Genomic DNA, 16,709 nt, shown 5'->3' on the forward strand with positions numbered 1-16,709 from the left:
TGGGTGTTCCGTCGACCGGTCCGACCTGCTCCCGCCACTGAATATCAGTCGCCGGTGAGACGCCACAGCGACGTGACCTCCGCGGCGCGGGCGGTGTGGAGGGGATCGGCGGTGTCTCTCGCCCGTGGATGCCGCGGCCTGGTGTCGATTCTGTCGACCACGTGCAGACCCGCCGCCTGCATATCGGCCAGCAGTTCCCCGCGTGTCCTGAGGCCGAGGCGCTCGGCCAGGTCCGACAGTATGAGCCAGCCTTCACCTCCGCGTTCGAGATGCGCGGTGAGTCCGGTCAGGAAGCTGCGGAGCATACTGCCGTCCGGGTCGTAGACGCCCTGCTCCACGGCGGAGGTGGGCCGCGCCGGAATCCAGGGCGGATTGCAGACGACGAGGTCCGCACGCCCATCGGGGAAGAGGCCGGGGCCCACGACATCGATGCGCCCGGTGCAGTGCAGTCGGCGGATGTTCTCGCGTGCGCAGGCCAGGGCACGGGGGCTGATGTCTGTGGCCACGATCTGGTCGATCCCCCGACGGGCCAGGACGGCCGCGAGCACTCCGGTCCCCGTTCCGAGATCGAACGCAGTACGGTGACCGCCGCGACGGCCCGTCGGCGCGGGGAGTGGCGCACGGGCGACGAGGTCGACGTATTCGCCCCTGACCGGGGAGAATACGCCGTAGTGCGGGTGAATGCGGGCGTCGAGGGCCGGGACTTCGACGCCCCTTGTGCGCCACTGATGCGCTCCTATCACGCCCAGCAGTTCTGTGAGCGAGACGGCGATCGGCCCGGTCGGCGGGCCGTACGCCTCGACGCATGCCCGGCGCACGTCGGGGGCTCTGCGCAGGTTCAGGCAGTAGTCGTCGTCCAGCAGAACGAGGAGCCTGCTCAGCACGCGGGCCCGGTGGCTGCGGGCCCTGCGGTGCAGGTGGAAGGATTCCGCCGGGCTATCGGCCTGGCGGATGAGTTTCCGGTCGGAACGGCGGCTCATCGCTTGCAGCAGCTGACGCGCGTTGTGGAAATCGCCCCGCCACAGCAAGGCGGTGCCTTCGCAGGCCAGGCGGTAGGCCGCGTCGGCTTTCGTACGGTCGTCCGCGCCGATGACCCGGCCGGGAGGCGGTGTGGTGCTCTCGGAACGCCAGTGGGCGGAACGGGGCGTGCTTGTCTCGGTCCAGTGGATGGTGGACACCGGGTACTCCTCGTGATCGAACGTGCAGGGGCACGAAGAGCACTTCGACGAGGAGCCGGGGCAGACGGCCGATGTGGCAGCGCAGGCGTGCGGGTCGGGGCAGGTAGGGCTACTGCTCCCACGTCGAAGCGCGAGAGGAGATGTCGCCGAGAACCATGCCGAGTGTCACGACCGGACCTTTCGGAGAACTGGCTCATGAAACTCACACAACCCTACCGCCGCCGGCAAACCCGCCTCTCAGCGGGCGGGGTAGCCCGGCTCTCCGGACATGCAGTCACCGGCGCGTCCCAGACCGGCCTCAGGACTCCAGGCCCTGACGAACCGGCGCGCGGTGGCGGATCCGATGTCCCGGCTTCCCGGAAGCAGCCACATGTACCCCGCGCGCGGGTTGGCTCGCCCCTGGGGTGCGGCACCCCGAATCACGAAGGTGAACCGGCCGATGTTCGTTCCGGGTCGACTGCCCCGGCCCGATTCGACCGGGCAACCAGTTCGTCGAGTTGGCGTTCGGCGCGTTCGGCGCGGGCGAGGGTCTGCGCCCGGGCGTCGTCGAGAGCGGCGAGGCGTTCGGCGGTGCCGGTCCGGGCCTTCTCCAATTCCGTCGCGTACTCGGTGCGCAGCGTGGCGAGTTCCTCCGCCCCGGTGCGGCGGGTGTCGGCGAGTTCGGTGCGGGTCGTGGCGAGTTCGCCGCGGACGCGGGTCAGTTCGGTGCGGGTCTCGGTGAGCGCCTCGGTGCGTTCGGCGACCGCAGCCTCCGCGCGCTCGATGGCGCGTTCGGCATCGGCGGCGCGCTGCACGGCCAGGTCGCGTTCGGCGGCGGCCGCGGTGACCTGTTGGGCGGCTTCGCGTTTGGCGCGCTCGGTGTCGGTGTTGGCCTTCTGGCGGGCCAGCGCGATCTCCTCGGCGGCGTGTTCGCGGGCGCGTTCGACATCGTCGGCGGCCTCGGCGCGGACCGTGCGGATCTCTGCCTCTGCCTCCGAGCGGGCGGCGAACACGTCGTCGGCGGCCTGGGTGGTGATCCGTTCGACCTCCGTCAGCGCGTCCTGCCGGGCGGCCTCGGCGGCGGCGATGCGGGCCTCGGCGGCCTCCGCCGTCACCGCGGCGTCCTCGGCGGCGGATTCGGCCGCCGCGCGGGCCTCCTCGGCCTCGCGGCGCGCCCGCTCGGCGGCGACCGTCGCCATCTCCGCCTCGGCGATGCGCCGCGCGGCATCCGCCTGCACCGCCTGGACCTGCGATTCCGCCACGGAAGGGTCGGCGAGCGTGGACATTTCGGCGACCGCCGCGGTGAGTGTGCCGCCGAGCTGATCGGCGAGTGTCCGGAACTGAGCGAGCAATTCGTCGGCGCGCAGCCGGGCCGCCGTCACCGGACCCTGTTGCGTCACAGTGACGGCGGCCGCCGGCGCCTCGGCCTCCTGCTGTTGCCGCTGTCGCTCGCGCCAGGCCCGCCAGCGGGTGTGCTCGGGGTGGTCGCAGTATTCCGACGGGCGGCCCGGCCCACCGCCGCGCGTGATGGTTCGCGAGCATCCCGGGTAGCTGCATACGTTCGACACCGGAGAATCGTAGCGTTGGTTTCGTCGAATCCAACGGAACAACACGAAACGAAATCTGAAGCCGCATCCTCGTTCTTACCTCCGATAAGTGAACCTTATCGGAGGTAAGGCCAGGGATCCGCTTGCGTCAACCTCATGATTTTTTCGTTTACGTTTGGTAGCCCCATACGAAACGAAATAGCTACGTAACTAAGGAAAAACTGGGCTCGGTGGTACGTCCGCCCCAATCTGTCGATCCTCGGACGCGACGAGTCCTCATGGCGCGGGTAGGAAATCGGTAGCGAGCCCTCGGACGGGTGACGAAGATGTACCGGCCGCTAATGGCATCGAATCGGTCGCCGAAAGGACACCGGCGACCGTCCGCTCCCCTGCCGACGACTGCCGAAGGAAAGCGAGTACCCGCGTGCACATCAACCCCGAAGTACGCACGGCCGCCGGCGTCGCGCGCGGCAGTTGGGACAACACGGTCGCCGTCTTCCGCGGGATCCCTTATGCCCGATCCCCGTTCGGCCCGCGAAGGTTCGCGGCTCCCGTACCGGCGCCGGCGTGGGACGGCGTCCGCGACGCGCTGGAGTTCGGCCCGCCGGTTCCGCAGGCGGGTGATGTGACACCGAGGTCCGGCGACGCGGACACCGACTGCTTGACCCTCAATGTCTGGTCGCCCGACCCCGGTGCCGCCGGACTGCCGGTGCTGGCGTGGATCCACGGCGGCGCGTATCTGGAGGGCACCTCCGGCAATCCGCACAGCGACGGCGCGACTCTCGCCCGCGCCGGCGCCGTGGTCGTGAACATGAACTACCGCGTCGGCGTGGAGGGGTTCGCCCACATCGCCGGCGCCCCGGACAACCGCGGCATACTCGATCAGGCCGCCGCACTGCGGTGGATACAGGAGAATGTGGCCGCGTTCGGCGGCGATCCGGGGAATGTCACCGTCTTCGGGCAGTCGGCGGGCGCGGGGTGCATTGCGGCACTGCTCACGATGCCGTTGGCCGCCGGGTTGTTTCGCCGTGCGATAGCCCAGAGCGTCCCCGGTACCTACTTCTCACCGAGGCTCGCCGCCTCGATCTCGAACCATATCGCCGCGGAGGTGGGCGCCCGAGCCACCGTCGGCGAACTGGCCCGCATCCCGCCCCGCGCGCTGATCGAGGCGGCCGGCGCCACCGTCCGGAGAATGCCGGGGCTGGTCGAGTCGTGGGGACCCATGGCCCTGACCCCGACGCCGTTCTCGCCAGTCGTCGACGGCGACATTCTCCCACGCGCGCCCTGGCGCGCATTGGCCGACGGTGCGGCGCCCGAGGTGGATCTGCTTGTGGGACATACTCGTGACGAATACCGGTTGTGGACGGCCCGGCCCGGCGGCGCACCGTCCGACGAGCAGGTGGCCGTCGCGCTCCGGCAGCTCTCGCCCGGGCCGGACCGCGGCGCCTACCGCACCGCCTATCCCGACGCCACCCCGGCACAGCTGTACGACATAGCGCACTCCGACTGGCTGTTCCGCATGCCCAGCCTGCATCTCGCGGGGGCCCGGCAGGCGGGCGGCGGGCGAGCCTGGGTCTACGAACTCCAGTGGGGTTTCAACGCCGAGCAGGGCGCGTCACACTGCCTCGATTTCCTGCTCGTATTCGGAACGCTCGATCCCGGCGAGGTGCGCGCCCATCCGGCCGCGCACCCGGACGCCGCGGCCGAGGCCAGCCGCGTATCCCATGACATGCGTTCCGATTGGCTGAGATTCGCGACCACGGGCGACCCCGGCTGGGCGCCCTACGATCCGGCCACCCGCACGGCCCGCTCCTACACCGCCGAGCCGGTCGTCGGGCCCTACCCGGAGGAACGCTCCCGCCGTCTCTGGCGCACGCACCGCTTCGACACCCTGGACCTGCTCCGGACCGAGTAACGGCGCACGAGACCGGTCCCGCGGACACCCGATGACTAGCTTGCTAGTATGCTAGCATCGGGTTCGTGGGCGACGAGGATGTGAAGCAGTTCAACGTGTACCTGCCCCTCGGATTGATCAAGCAGGTCAAGATCCAGGCGATCGAGTCGGGCATGTCGTTGTCGGCGCTGGTCGCCGAGGCGCTGCGCGATTACCTCGCCGCCCAGCGGGAACCGTCGTCGGGAAAGGATTGATATGACTGCACAGGGCATCGAGGCCGTCTTTTTGGAGACCCACAATTGGGGCGCGAGCGCCCGATTCCTGCGGGCACTGGGGTTCGAGCTGGAGTTCGAGACCGACCACAACTCGGGGCAGTTTCGTAACGGTGACGGCCCCTACGTGTTCGTGGCGGAGGTCGCGCCGACCGAGGATCCGGATGTGCGGCTGGTCCTGCGGGCGTCCGCCGCAGACCGGCCGGGCGCCGACGCCGAGATCGTCAGCGAATTCGAGCCGACCCACTGGGGCACCCGGGAGATGACGGTCCGCGACCCGGACGGCCGGCTGTGGAGCCTGCAGGCTCCCGGTGCGGAGTGAGTGCCGTGCCCGACGAGCCGGCGACCGCCCCGGACCACACCGCCGTCCGCGTCGCGCTGTGGCGCGCCCTGCACCTGCGCCACGATTCCGCGCCGCATGTCATCGAGGACGAGATCGGCCTGCGGCTTGCCGATCCCGAGCCGGGCTGGCAGGACCGTCCGGATATGGACCCGGTGACGACCGGCCCGATGCGCGCAGGCATCGTGTCCCGGGCCCGCTTCATCGAGGATCTGCTCGCCGACCGGGCCGGCCGCGGCGTCGATCAGTACGTGCTGCTCGGCGCCGGGCTCGACACCCTCGTGCAGCGCAGGCCCGAACTCGCCGCCCGGCTCACGGTTTTCGAGGTCGACCAGCCCGGCCCGCAGGCGTGGAAGCGGCAGCGCCTGACCGAGCTCGGCTTCGGCATTCCCGGCGGGCTGCGGCTGGTGCCCGTCGATTTCGAGACCGACTCGTGGTGGGATCGGTTGGCCGAGGCGGGATTCGACCCGAACCGGCCGGCCGTCGTCACCTCCACCGGCGTGTCCATGTATCTCACCCGGGAGGCGAATATCGCCACCCTGCGCCAGATCGCCGCGCTCGCACCGGGTTCCACGCTCGCCACGACGTTCATGCTGCCGATCGGCCTCGTCGGCCCGGACGAGCAGCGCCTCCGCGAGTTCGCCGAGCGGGGCGCCCGCACCTCCGGCACGCCGTTCATCAGCTTCTTCACCCCCGACGACATGGTGGCGCTGGCCGAGGAGGCGGGTTTCCGCGTGGCCCGGCACATTCCGCACGAGGACCTGATCCGCCGCTATTTCGCCGGCCGCCCCGACGGGCTGCTCCCCGCGGAATCCGAGCAGATCCTGGTGGCGACGACCTGACCGCGCGGCCGCGTCACCGATCCGGCTGCCCGTGCCGGCAGATCAGCGTCTGCCGGCCGGTGGCGGCCGGCGTCCGCCGCCCCGCCTCGACACCGAACACCTCCGACCGGCACACCGTCAGCGTGCGTCCCGATTTCACCACCGTTCCGACGATCTCCTTCACGGACGGCCTGAACGAACTCGCGTCATCGATGCCGCGCAGCAATCATGCCCCGCGAGGGCGCGCCGACCGTACTCGCACGGTCGGCCGGTCACCCTCGGCAGGAGGCCGGGCACGGTCGGACCGCCGGCGCCCCAGGATTTCCCGGCCGGCGCACGTCATGCGCCGCCGGACCGACTGCCGTTCCGTGCCGTCGCGCCCGGGCCGCGGTCGTCCCCGAGGCGGGACCGGGCTCCGGCACCACGCTTCCGGTCCCTTCCGCAAAGATCTCCGCATCCGCTGCCGCGAGCCCGATTCGCGGTACTGTCGCGGCGATGAGTACCCCAGCCGAACCGGTCGATGCCGACGCCACCATCGCCGTACCCGATGCGGTGCATTCCGCATTGCGCCGGGGCGTGCGCAGTGTGCTGGTGGATGCCGCGGCGCTGCGGCTGGTGCGGGAGCGGTTCGACGACGAGCAGGCCGGGGCGCTGGGCCGCTATCTGGCGGCGTCGCAGTCGCCGAATACGGTGCGCGCGTACAGGTCCGACTGGATCGCGTGGTCGGCGTGGTGCGCCGCGGAGGGGCGCCGTGCACTGCCCGCCGAGGCCCTCGATGTCGCGGTGTATCTCGCGGCCGCGGCCGACACCCGCAAGCCGAGCGGTGAATGGGCCTTCGGCGCGGCCACTCTGGAACGCAAGAGCGCCGCGATCGCCGCCGTGCACGCCGCCAACGGGCTGCCCTCCCCCACCCGCACCGATGTCGTCCGCCTGACGTTGCGCGGCATCCGGCGCACCCGCCGCAGCCGGCCCCGGCGCAAGCGGCCCGTGCTGCTGCACACCCTCGAACAGCTGCTCGACGGACTGCCCGCACCCGGCTGGCCGAGCGAACCCGCCCGCAGGCGCGACGCGCTGGTCCTGCTCGTCGGTTTCGCCGGGGCACTGCGCCGCAGCGAGATCGCCGGGCTGCGGATCGCGGATGTCGTGGTCGACCTGGACCATGCCACCGGCGAACCGGTTCTGCTCGTGCAGCTGCCCACCACCAAGACCGACCCGACGGGCGTCGCGGACCAGCGGGTCGCCCTGCCGCGCGGCGAGCGTCCGCGCACCTGCCCCGTCTGCGCCTTCGCCGATTGGATTCGCCTGCGGGAGCAGCACATCGAGCACGGCGCCGCCGGTCTGCGGTCGTGGCTGGGCGATCTCGCGTCCACCGACGACCGCATCCACCGCTGCCACGGATTCACCGGCGTCACCCGCGCCGACCCGAATCTGCCGCTGTTCCCGACGATTTCGCGGCACGGCGGCATCGGTTCCGCCGCCATGTCCGGCCGCGCCGTCGCCGAGTTGGTGAAACGCTACGCCGCGCGGGCCGGCCTCGATCCCGCCCTGTTCTCCGGACATTCGCTGCGCGCCGGATTCGCCACCCAGGCCGCCCTCGGCGGCGCCAGCGACCGCGAGATCATGCGCCAGGGCCGCTGGTCCAACCCCCGCACCGTGCACGGCTACATCCGCACGGCGAACCCGCTGGAGGACAATGCGGTCACGAGACTCGGTTTGTGAGTACACCTATTTCTGCCCTTTCAAGGGTCTCGAGCCGGTACGCTGTGAAGGTGGAAATTCGAGTTCCCTCCACCACTGAGGATCAGCGAATTCCGGTTGCGCCCAACGCAGATTTCACCAGTGCCCGGATTCAATCGTCGGAGTCGGCGGGTAGAGCCGGGCATGCGCCGACGTAGTCGAGTCCCTCGGATACCCAATTTTTCCATTGCCGGTGGCTCATGTTGTGAGTAATCTTGCCGCACAACCCATCCCCGCTCGGGTCATACACCTTCCGCAGCCGAATTACGCCTTCATCGTCTCCGAATGCGATTTGCCCGCCGTCCGGCCTGAAGGCGACGCTCGTTGTCGAGCTGCGGCCGGCACGCAGTGTGGCGACGATTGATCTGTTGGCGTTTGCGGTGAGCCGGACCATTCCGTCCTGTCCGGTCGAGGCGATCCACTTTCCGTGCGGGTCGAAAGCTGCGTCGGTCACCCCGCCCTGGTGCCCATCGAGGCCGGTGCCTTGATTCGACGGCGGTATGACGAAGACGCCCGTCGTGCCGTTTTCGGTTCCTGTGAAGACGAGTTCGCTGTTTTGGCTGAAGACCACCACCTGGGTGGGAGAGCTGTCGAAAGGCGAGTGGCTGGCCTCGTGCTTCCCGCTCGTGAGGTCCCATAGATGCAGACTGCCGTTGTCTCCGGCTACCTGGACGGCCCAATGCCCGTCCGGGCTGAACGCCATGTGTGACGCGCCACCCTGGACTTTAAGCCATTGACCGACAGGTTCATGACTTCCAGCGGAGTAGAAGCGGATCGATCCGTCGTAGCCGCCAACCGTAATCGTCCGGCCACCGGAGGTGTATGCCGCCGCCACTGCGGTGGACGGACCGACCTCCAGCGATCCGATGGCTTCGCGGGTGGCAGTGTTCCATTCGGTAATCCGGCCGAAGTCGATGGTCAGCAGGCGTTCACCGCTGGGATCGAAGGTGAAGCTGTCGGCGTTTGCGACCGGGATGGTCCCGAGGAGCGTTTCGGAGCCGGTGTCGTAGAAGTCGATGCCGTCGCGTCCCGCCGCTGCGAGGGTCGTGCCGTCCGGACTGTAGGCCAATTGCGAAATGCCCAGACCCATCTCGGTTTCGATCGTTCCGGTGACGTCCCACCAGCGCAGTTCCCCGTCCTGACCGACCGAGCCGGCTTGTCGCCCGTCCGGGCTGAACACCGCGGTCAGCACGTCGTCCGTGTGCCCGGTCAACGGTATGTCGACAAGAGCGAAGGATTCGTGGTTGGGCAGTTTCCACAGGTGCAGGGTCTTGTCCGCGCCTGCGGAGATCACCCGGGTTCCTGCGGGGTCGAATGCGACACTCCACACCCCACCGGGGTGAGCATCGTGGGCTCCCAATGGTGTTCCGTGCACGCCGTCGCCGAGGTGCAACCAGCCGTCGGTGGCCCCTGAGGCGAATCGGGTGCCGTCGGAACTGAACGTCAAAGTCTGCACCCACCCGCTGTGACGGATGGGTGCACCGCCGATCACTCGCCCGGTATCGGTGGCCCACAAGCGAACCACGCCCGCCGTCGGTTCCGGTCACCACCCGAGTTCCGTCCGGGCTCACTGCCATAGCGGCCAGCGCGCAGCAGTCCCCCTCTGTCGCGAAGGCCTGCCATTGCGGGCCGAGCGGCGTCGCGGTGGGCACGTCCCAGAGTTGAACGATGCCTCCCATGGTACCGGTCACCAGGCGAGAGCTGTTCCCGGCGAAGGCGATCTGCACGAGTGATCGGTGAAATCCGGTGTCGCCGTGGACCGTCCACTGCGCGAACTCACTACCGGTGTTCGCATCCCACATGTGGACGGTGCCGTCGCGGTGGCCGGTGGCCACCACCGACGCGTCGGGCGCCCACGCAATGGCCTGCACTTCCCCAGCAGGACTGTCGGGCACCGCTGCGGACGCAGGTCCGAGGGCCGCTCCGGTGTGCGCGTCCCAGAATGTCATGCGTCCGTTGGCGGCCGCTGCTATCCGCCTTCGGTCCGGGCTGAACGCCCACGACCCCGGCAGGGTCGTATTCGTCACCGACACCAGTTGTGGGTGCTCGTACTGGGCACTGACCACCGCGGCCAGAGACGCCGCGGTCGGCGATACAGCCCGCGCTGCGAGCACCCACTGAAACGCGCGCCGGTCCCCGCCCGGCTCCGTGCCGGCCACAATGTTTCGGGCCTGCGCCACGAGACGCTGCGCGATCGTGTCGCGTGTGCGTGCATCGGCGATTCTCGCGGAAGCACGGGAGTCGATCACCGCGATACCCGAGGCGGTTATCAGGGTGACAACCAGCATCGCAACGCTGGCTTGCACGATGAGAGCGGTGCGATGTCTGCGCACATCCTCGCTGTCGAGTTCACGCTTCGTGACACCATGCACCGGTGCCGCCAAGGTGGCCACCGCGCCACGGAATTCGCTGTGCCGCAGGGTTACATTGTCGCGGCCGTGGGCCCAACTCAGGTCTACCCATACCGGTTCGGAGGTGAAATACCCCGACAGAATCCGCGGGAGGGCATCGGTGGTATTCCAGTCGAAGTCGCCGGCCGCCTCGTCCCACCGGATCTTGCCTCCAGTCACCGCGATCAAGAGGGTGTCGCTGCTCTTGGTGTCCTTCCAGTAGGCGACCTCCTTCCACACCCATTTCGACGCCACGGCCTCCGGAGACGCGAGCAGCAGAAAATACCGGCTGTCGGTCAGCGCTCGATGGATCTCGCCGCTGAGGTCGGGCATCGCCGACAGGTCGGTCTGATCCCGGAATACCGCCAACGCTCGTGGGCTGTTCCATTTCTTGCCCATCCGGGACAGCCCACGCTGGATCGCCGGAGCGAGCTTCGAATCGGCCGCATGGCTGTAGGAGACGAAAACGTCGAACTTCTCACCGGATTCGGTGTCGCGGCGCCGCCGGAGTGTGGACGGCAGCTTCCCCGTCCACACGTCAGGATCCGAATCTGTCGGTCATCGTCACCTCCGCGCCCTCCCAGCGAAACCATACTACCCCGCCTGCGCAACGCGAACGACCGAGAATCGTTGGGGCACATCACACTCGAGCCGCAGCGGGGCGCTTGCCCGCTGAGGCATGGTACTGGGATGATGCAGCAGTCTGACGAATACCGCACGGATGCAATACCGCCACATCACCAGTCTTCACCAGTCGTGGTGGGCACACCCGGCCGCGATCCCAGGGAATTCGATGACGCGCATCGGGATAACCGGACACACGAGGCTCGACACGGATGTGGCGGCCACCGTCTACGGGGAAATCCGGCGAATCCTCGCCGAGGCGGGAGAGGGTGCCGGACTCGTCGGTGTCAGCTGCATCGCCCCCGGCGCAGATTCGGTATTCGCCGAGGCAGTACTCGACGCCGGCGGACGAATCGAAGTGATCGTACCGGCCCGACACTACCGCGACCGGGAGATAGCCCCGGGCAATCTCGCGCAGTTCGACCGTTTGATCCGCTGTGCCGACCGGGTGCGGGTGATGGACTTCGACGAGCCCGGCCCGAGCGCGTACGAGGCGGCGAACAACGAGATGCTCGGTTCGGTGGACCGGCTCATCGCCGTATGGGACGGCCGGCCGGGCAGTCGGGGCGGCACCGGAACCGTTGTCGAATCGGCACGCGAGCAACGGCTTCCGATCGCGGTGGTGTGGCCTCGCTAACCCTCGGTCTCCTCGATCGTCTGACCGCGCTCGTTCGAACCCTCCCGGCTCGTGGTCCACCGCCTGTGCTCGTTGGACACGATCGCTTCGACCCGTTCGAGGAGTACGGCCGCCTTGTGGCTGTTCGAATATTCGCCCACGGACGCCAGATACAGGTACTTCTCGTGTTTGAGCGCCTCGGCCGTCGATCGATACAGCAGCCAGTTGGTGTGCCACTGAAAGAGTTGCTGAGCTCCCTCCCCCACCACGACCAGGGCGGCGAGCGTTGCGGTCAAGCCTGACGAGAAGTGAAACGCCGCAACGACCGGGACCGTGGCGGCAACCACCAACTGCGCAAGCTTCAGCCGTTTGTATGCCCGCTGCGCCCCAACGCTCTTCGTGTCGTACCACTCGAGCTGATCCGTCAGTCTTGCCCACGCCACATCAGCGATTCCGCCCTCTGCGACCTCCCCCATACAACCCCTTCCGTGCTTCCTCCGAGCCGCTTACAGAGTACTGCCGAAGTGCTCGGCGGCTCACCGCGAGTGTCAACCGAATGTGCATGCCCGATCAACGAATTACCTTGTCAATGGCCGGGTTCCGGTGGCTACAGCCCTGACAGCCCACCGGGCGGCGACGCTGCCGCAGGGGTCGGTGTACGGAATGGTTTCCGGACCGGTCCAGTCGTCCCATTGCCGGTGGCCGTGTCCCGGAGCCGAACCGTCAGGTCTCCGACAGAAGAGCCGCATCCATTGCTCGACATCCGTCAGTTCCGGCCGCATGGGCTGCCGATGCTCGATCCCGCAAGATACCGGTCGCGCTCACCATCGGTCATCTCGTCGCCCGCAACAGCACAGAGGACGTCGCGCCAGGAGTCGACGCCGGCGATCCACCGGTCGATCCCGCCCGGGCCCACGGTGACGACGGTTCCGTTCGGCCCGGGGACCAGCTGGGTCAGCCCGGTGGTGGAGGTGCCGGCCGAGGTCGTGGTCGAGAGCGCCCAGGCGGTGGCCAACTCGCCGCTGGTGGTGTCCCAGAACAGCAAACTCGGCGCCCCTTCCCACTGCGCGTCCTGAACGAGAAATCGCCCGTCGGCGCTGAATGCCACGTTTGTCGTGTTGCTTTGCAACCGGCCCCCGAACGACCGTGAAGCGGATTGTCCGTCGCTGCGCAACAGCGTGATCCGGCCGTCGCCATCGACCACCGCGGCCATCGAACCGTCCCCGCTGATCGCTACTTGACGCGGCTCGCTCACATCGTCGGCGATCTCGAGGGTGCGAACGTTGCGGAAGTTGCCCGAACCGTCGGCACGCCAGATTCCGACGACCCGATCCGATGTGCCGGCGCGAGTGCCGTACAGGACGACGGCGCTACGGTCGACGCTCACAGCCCAGTAGATTGCGTTGTTCGCCGCAAGACTCGAAAGTTCTATCTCGTCGCCGAAGCGCTGGGTGATCTCGCCGGTCTCGGCGTCGATGACCACCATCTGCAACTCCTCGGTGACGGCAAGCACATGGCGATCATCCGGTAGGAAGCCGAGTACCTGCTTCAACGGCACCGGCGACAAGGGAGGCCGTCCCGCGGTGGTGTCGATGCGAGCGCCCGTCGCTCCGTCCCACAGGCTCGGCTGCCCATCCGCCACGACTGCGAGGCGTGCGCCGCCGGAGTCCGCCGCGACCGAGTTGCCGGAATGCCAGCCGTCGGGAACATTCAGCGAAAACGGGAGCACAGTGCGCTTGCGACCGACGACCAGGTCCCAGACCTCCGTCCCGCTCTCGTTGGTCACCAACGCGATTCGTCCATCCGAACTGGCGACCGACAACCTGTCGGTGACGAGCCTGATGTAGTTGTTGGTATCCTTGGGCGTAACGACCGTCAGCCCACCGTCTTCGGTGATGAAAGCAGCGACCCCGCCGTCAGCCGATAGGGCGGCCGATACCACCGAATGTTGTTGATTGAGTTCGATCGGCTCTCCGATAGGTTCCAGGTTGCCGTCGTATACCGCGAGGCGGCCGGCGAGCGATCCCGCAGTGACAGCGTTGCCGGAAGCCGACATGGCCAGCCCGTTGCCCACGACGTCAGGTGCCGCACGGGAATTCAGTCGCCGATTCGCTGCCAAGTCCCAGATCTCGATCACGTCGTCCGCCAGCACGACAGCGCGCTCACCCGACTGGTCGACCTTCGCGACACCATTCTGAAATTGAGGAAATGGGGCCGGTTCGCTCCAGGTACGTGCCGTGATATCGAAAGTCCGTCGTCGCCCGGTATTGGGACTCGCGACGATCAGGCGTCGACCGTCAGCACTGAAAGTCAAGGCCGGATACGAACCTCCAATGCGCCACGCGCCGATCTCCGCGCCCGACGCGGTGTCCCAGACCGCCACATGGGCCGGGTCCGTCGGATTCTCGCGTGCCGCCGCTATGAACCGCCCGTCGGACGACACCGCGATCGAAGTAACTTCGGCCCCGAACTCGATGCTTCTGACAACAGAACGCGACGCTACGTCCCAGACCTCGATCGTGTTGTAGTCCGCGAGCACGAGCCGTGCGCCGTCCGGTGTGAGAGTCATGTCACCGGAAGGGAGCGTCTGTCGTGGGAGGCGCGCGGATTCCTTGCCCGCGGACAGGTCGACGACATGAATACCGGGATCTTCCAGAGCGTCGTGTACAGAGTAGTAAGCGAGAGTCCCGCCGCCACCACTCACAGCAACCTCGTTGGCCGCGGGCGACGTCGGCCCGTGCATGTCGCTGACACGTGTCGCCCAGCTACCCAGGTATTGCCGCACGTGCCGGTTCGTTTGCACCAGCGTGCCGAGCGCGGCGATCGCGTCTCGGGTCGGTTCCAACTCGTACCCGTACAAGGCGAGCTGCGCGGCCAGTCGGGGCTCGGTGCCGGCCAGTGCCTGCGCCCGGCCCGCCAGAACCTGAGAGGTGGCCACACGGGCCTGATGACGCGCCGAGTTCCGCTGCTGCCACGCAACGACACCCGCGACGAGCGCAAGCACGAGCAGCACGCTCAGCGCGACGACCGCTGCGCGCCTGATTCGCGCCGCGAGTCGGTGCTCACGAATGTCGGCGTTGTCGAGTTCGTCCATCGGGCGGCCGTGCACCGGCGCCGCGAGCCGGCACACGGCCGTGCGAAACCCGACGTTGCGCAAGGACAATTCGGTGTCGCGCAGCCCGTCACCGAGCACCACCCACAGCGGTTCCTCCGCGAACCAGCCATCGAGCTGCCGTGGCAGCGCGGTGGTACGCGACCAGTCGAATCCACTGCCGCGCCACTCGATGGTGCCCGCGGTGAGGACGATCAGGAACGTGTCCGGAGTTCGGTTCCGCTGCCAGTATGCGATCTCCTGTTGCACCCAAGGCGAATTCGCAGCTTCGGGCGATGCCATCAGCACGAAGAATCGCGACTGTCGAAGCGCTTGTTCGATCGTGTTCCACAGTTGCGGGTTCGCCGACAAGCTCGTGTCGTCTCGAAACACTCGCAGCGCACGCACCTGGTGCCACCGCTTCGCCAGTCGATGCATCCCGTGCTGCACGGCCGCCGCCACCTCGCGATCCCTCGCGTGGCTGTACGAGATGAAGGCGTCGTACGGGTATTCAGCCTGTCTCAGAACGGATTTCGCGGCGTAAGACAACACGGTTCCCTCCCATGCGCGAACGGCCAGCATACCGTCGTACCACGGATCAGGGGCCGTGACGACACTCCGCGGCCGAAGTATCGTCCAGGCGTACTCGAACGGGCCCGGAGGTTCACCGATACGCGCCGACGACCGCCTGCCGACGGATTCGCCTGTGCGACAACCGTCTCGAGCGCGCGCCGCCGGCCCTACTGATCGGCAGGCGCCGCCGTCACCACACTCGGTCTCCGGGTCGCCCCGGGAGCCTCGGCCGCCGCACGAGGCCTCCGGAATTTTTCCGGTCGATCGGCGCGGGTCGGCATCGGCGCCGATTGCCGCACGATATCCGAACGTTCGTCGCTGCACTCCGGGCGAGACATCTCCCCCGGCCGAGCGGGGCCGACTCGTCCAGCGAGAAATGCGCTGGGGACAGGGTTTTCCGTGACCCTCCACCGGCATTTTTACGGCACGCTAATTGTTACGGTCATATTTCCAATGCATTGCCGTGGGGGCCTGCGAGGCGTAAACCTTTCACTATCCACTCCATTGGCGCAGGGGACACGAATCACCCAGCGAAGCAGGAGAATTCGACATGGCACAAGATTCCGAAACGATGCGCGCGGACACCCCGACCAGCCGCGATATCGAGGAACTCCGCATCAACGTCGGCGAGGCCCGCCAGGAGGCGCAGAGCGCGCGTCAGTACGCCCAGCAGGCCCAGAACCTCGCCCGGCAGGTCCAGCAACAGGCGCGTCAGGTCCAGCACCAGGCACACTCGGCGCAGAACGAGGCCAATCAGGCCAACCAGCAGGCACAGCAGGCGCGTCAGCAGGCCGTGCAGGCGCAGAACCAGGCGCAGCAGGCGCAGAACGAAGCGGACCGGGCACAGAGCCAGGCTCAGCAGGCACAGAGCGAGGCCAATCTGTCTCAGCAGCGGGCACAGACGGTGCAGAACCAGGCGGACGAGGCCAACCAGCTCGCCCAGCAGGCCGACGACCAGGCCAACCGTGCCCAGGACAACTCGAGCCGGTGGGAACAGCAGGTACAACAGCTCCGGCAGCAGAATCGGCAGGTCCAGGCCCGCTAGACATTCCGTGCGGCACCGGAGGGCCACTATCGGCGTGGCCCTTTCGGCCGTCGGCGACAGGCGTGCCGATGAGTGATGAAACTCCGCCTCCCGTCAACGTCGAGGTGGTCGTGCCCGAGGAAATGATCGTCGGGGTGTACGCCAACGGTTTCACGTGCTGGTACAACCGAACGGATTTCACCCTCGATTTCATTGTGCACCTGCCGATCGATCCCGATGTCGACGCGGAAGGCCGGCCGGTGATGCGGCAAGCGGTACAGGTCGTTTCGCGCGTGAAATTCCCGCCCGCGATGATTTTCCGCCTGATGCAGACCTTGAATGACAGCATGAGCAACTACGAGCAACAATTCGGCGCGATAATACCGCTCGGCGAGTAGGAGAAGGTAATGATCGTTTCCAGCGGAATCAGAATGCTGTCCGGCGATCCCGAGGACTGGATCGTCATCACCGACCCCGTGGTGCGCTATCGCCCCGATCGGGTCAAGGGCTGCCGCTACCACATCACCACCTCGGTTCCGAAGGCCGGCAACGACTCCGGGTCCGGCGTGCCGCCCGCACCGGGCACCGGGCGCTGACGGACGGCCCCGCCCCGGTCCGTCACC

At 67.8% G+C, this 16,709-nt stretch carries 15 protein-coding genes and 1 pseudogene; 9 read left to right on the forward strand and 7 right to left on the reverse strand.

Translation table 11 applies throughout. The features are described from left to right. Positions 1-44: 44 nt before the first annotated feature. Positions 45-1,178: a class I SAM-dependent methyltransferase gene (locus D892_RS0132005; RefSeq protein ID WP_024805161.1), complete on the reverse strand. Its 1,134-nt coding sequence runs from the start codon at positions 1,176-1,178 to the stop codon at positions 45-47. Between the two features lie 419 nt (positions 1,179-1,597). Next, a complete protein-coding gene (locus D892_RS0132010) occupies positions 1,598-2,725 on the reverse strand; it encodes a hypothetical protein (protein ID WP_036567619.1) in 1,128 nt (375 codons plus the stop codon). A gap of 403 nt (positions 2,726-3,128) precedes the next feature. Between D892_RS0132010 and D892_RS0132015 the strand changes: the two genes are divergently transcribed. From D892_RS0132015 to D892_RS0132030, 4 genes are all read left to right on the forward strand, one after another. After that, on the forward strand, positions 3,129-4,619 hold the full coding sequence (locus D892_RS0132015; protein WP_024805163.1) for a carboxylesterase/lipase family protein: 1,491 nt from the start codon (positions 3,129-3,131) through the stop codon (positions 4,617-4,619). A gap of 65 nt (positions 4,620-4,684) precedes the next feature. Further along, positions 4,685-4,852 (forward strand): CopG family transcriptional regulator, encoded by a 168-nt coding sequence (locus D892_RS0132020; RefSeq protein ID WP_024805164.1) that lies wholly within the window; start codon positions 4,685-4,687, stop codon positions 4,850-4,852. A gap of 1 nt (position 4,853) precedes the next feature. Then, the gene (locus D892_RS0132025) at positions 4,854-5,192 is read left to right on the forward strand and encodes a glyoxalase/bleomycin resistance/extradiol dioxygenase family protein (protein ID WP_024805165.1); all 339 of its coding nucleotides are present in this window, start codon (positions 4,854-4,856) and stop codon (positions 5,190-5,192) included. A gap of 74 nt (positions 5,193-5,266) precedes the next feature. Continuing rightward, a complete protein-coding gene (locus D892_RS0132030; protein ID WP_369801843.1) occupies positions 5,267-6,052 on the forward strand; it encodes a class I SAM-dependent methyltransferase in 786 nt (261 codons plus the stop codon). A 13-nt stretch (positions 6,053-6,065) separates the two neighbouring features. Here D892_RS0132030 and D892_RS49270 read toward each other — a convergent pair whose 3' ends face one another. Next, positions 6,066-6,194 (reverse strand): hypothetical protein, encoded by a 129-nt coding sequence (locus D892_RS49270; protein ID WP_255360261.1) that lies wholly within the window; start codon positions 6,192-6,194, stop codon positions 6,066-6,068. A 332-nt stretch (positions 6,195-6,526) separates the two neighbouring features. On the opposite strand from D892_RS49270, the gene D892_RS0132040 reads away from it, so the two are divergent. Continuing rightward, positions 6,527-7,750: a site-specific integrase gene (locus tag D892_RS0132040; protein ID WP_024805168.1), complete on the forward strand. Its 1,224-nt coding sequence runs from the start codon at positions 6,527-6,529 to the stop codon at positions 7,748-7,750. Between the two features lie 130 nt (positions 7,751-7,880). Here D892_RS0132040 and D892_RS0132045 read toward each other — a convergent pair whose 3' ends face one another. Next, positions 7,881-9,293 carry a hypothetical protein gene (locus tag D892_RS0132045; RefSeq protein ID WP_084161311.1) on the reverse strand — a complete coding sequence of 471 codons (1,413 nt, stop codon included), beginning with the start codon at positions 9,291-9,293 and terminating at the stop codon, positions 7,881-7,883. A gap of 235 nt (positions 9,294-9,528) precedes the next feature. Then, a pseudogene (locus tag D892_RS49820) lies at positions 9,529-10,695 on the reverse strand (toll/interleukin-1 receptor domain-containing protein); the annotation flags it as partial. Between the two features lie 256 nt (positions 10,696-10,951). Between D892_RS49820 and D892_RS0132055 the strand changes: the two are divergent. Next, on the forward strand, positions 10,952-11,419 hold the full coding sequence (locus tag D892_RS0132055) for a hypothetical protein (protein ID WP_024805170.1): 468 nt from the start codon (positions 10,952-10,954) through the stop codon (positions 11,417-11,419). Here D892_RS0132055 and D892_RS0132060 read toward each other — a convergent pair. Together D892_RS0132060 and D892_RS0132065 are read right to left on the reverse strand one after the other, a co-directional pair. Next, on the reverse strand, positions 11,416-11,874 hold the full coding sequence (locus D892_RS0132060) for a DUF4231 domain-containing protein (RefSeq protein WP_024805171.1): 459 nt from the start codon (positions 11,872-11,874) through the stop codon (positions 11,416-11,418). The two genes, D892_RS0132055 and D892_RS0132060, sit on opposite strands and share 4 nt — an antisense overlap. 290 nt (positions 11,875-12,164) lie before the next feature. Continuing rightward, the gene (locus D892_RS0132065; protein WP_198037035.1) at positions 12,165-15,041 is read right to left on the reverse strand and encodes a TIR domain-containing protein; all 2,877 of its coding nucleotides are present in this window, start codon (positions 15,039-15,041) and stop codon (positions 12,165-12,167) included. A 571-nt stretch (positions 15,042-15,612) separates the two neighbouring features. On the opposite strand from D892_RS0132065, the gene D892_RS47195 reads away from it, so the two are divergent. The 3 genes from D892_RS47195 to D892_RS0132080 all read left to right on the forward strand — a co-directional run bounded on the left by D892_RS47195 (position 15,613) and on the right by D892_RS0132080 (position 16,682). Further along, positions 15,613-16,107: a hypothetical protein gene (locus D892_RS47195; RefSeq protein WP_024805173.1), complete on the forward strand. Its 495-nt coding sequence runs from the start codon at positions 15,613-15,615 to the stop codon at positions 16,105-16,107. A gap of 68 nt (positions 16,108-16,175) precedes the next feature. Further along, positions 16,176-16,484: a DUF3467 domain-containing protein gene (locus D892_RS47200; RefSeq protein WP_024805174.1), complete on the forward strand. Its 309-nt coding sequence runs from the start codon at positions 16,176-16,178 to the stop codon at positions 16,482-16,484. A gap of 9 nt (positions 16,485-16,493) precedes the next feature. After that, positions 16,494-16,682 carry a hypothetical protein gene (locus tag D892_RS0132080; protein ID WP_024805175.1) on the forward strand — a complete coding sequence of 63 codons (189 nt, stop codon included), beginning with the start codon at positions 16,494-16,496 and terminating at the stop codon, positions 16,680-16,682. The last annotated feature ends 27 nt before the right edge of the window (positions 16,683-16,709 follow it).

This window comes from Nocardia sp. BMG51109, assembly GCF_000526215.1.
Lineage (GTDB): Bacteria > Actinomycetota > Actinomycetes > Mycobacteriales > Mycobacteriaceae > Nocardia.

Coding starts and splice junctions, on each gene's coding strand:
- D892_RS0132025 (WP_024805165.1), top strand. CDS start 4,854: ATGACTGCACAGGGCATCGAGGCCGTCTTTTTGGAGACCCACAATTGG.
- D892_RS0132040 (WP_024805168.1), top strand. CDS start 6,527: ATGAGTACCCCAGCCGAACCGGTCGATGCCGACGCCACCATCGCCGTA.
- D892_RS0132055 (WP_024805170.1), top strand. CDS start 10,952: ATGACGCGCATCGGGATAACCGGACACACGAGGCTCGACACGGATGTG.
- D892_RS0132060 (WP_024805171.1), bottom strand. CDS start 11,874: ATGGGGGAGGTCGCAGAGGGCGGAATCGCTGATGTGGCGTGGGCAAGA.
- D892_RS47195 (WP_024805173.1), top strand. CDS start 15,613: ATGGCACAAGATTCCGAAACGATGCGCGCGGACACCCCGACCAGCCGC.
- D892_RS47200 (WP_024805174.1), top strand. CDS start 16,176: ATGAGTGATGAAACTCCGCCTCCCGTCAACGTCGAGGTGGTCGTGCCC.
- D892_RS0132080 (WP_024805175.1), top strand. CDS start 16,494: ATGATCGTTTCCAGCGGAATCAGAATGCTGTCCGGCGATCCCGAGGAC.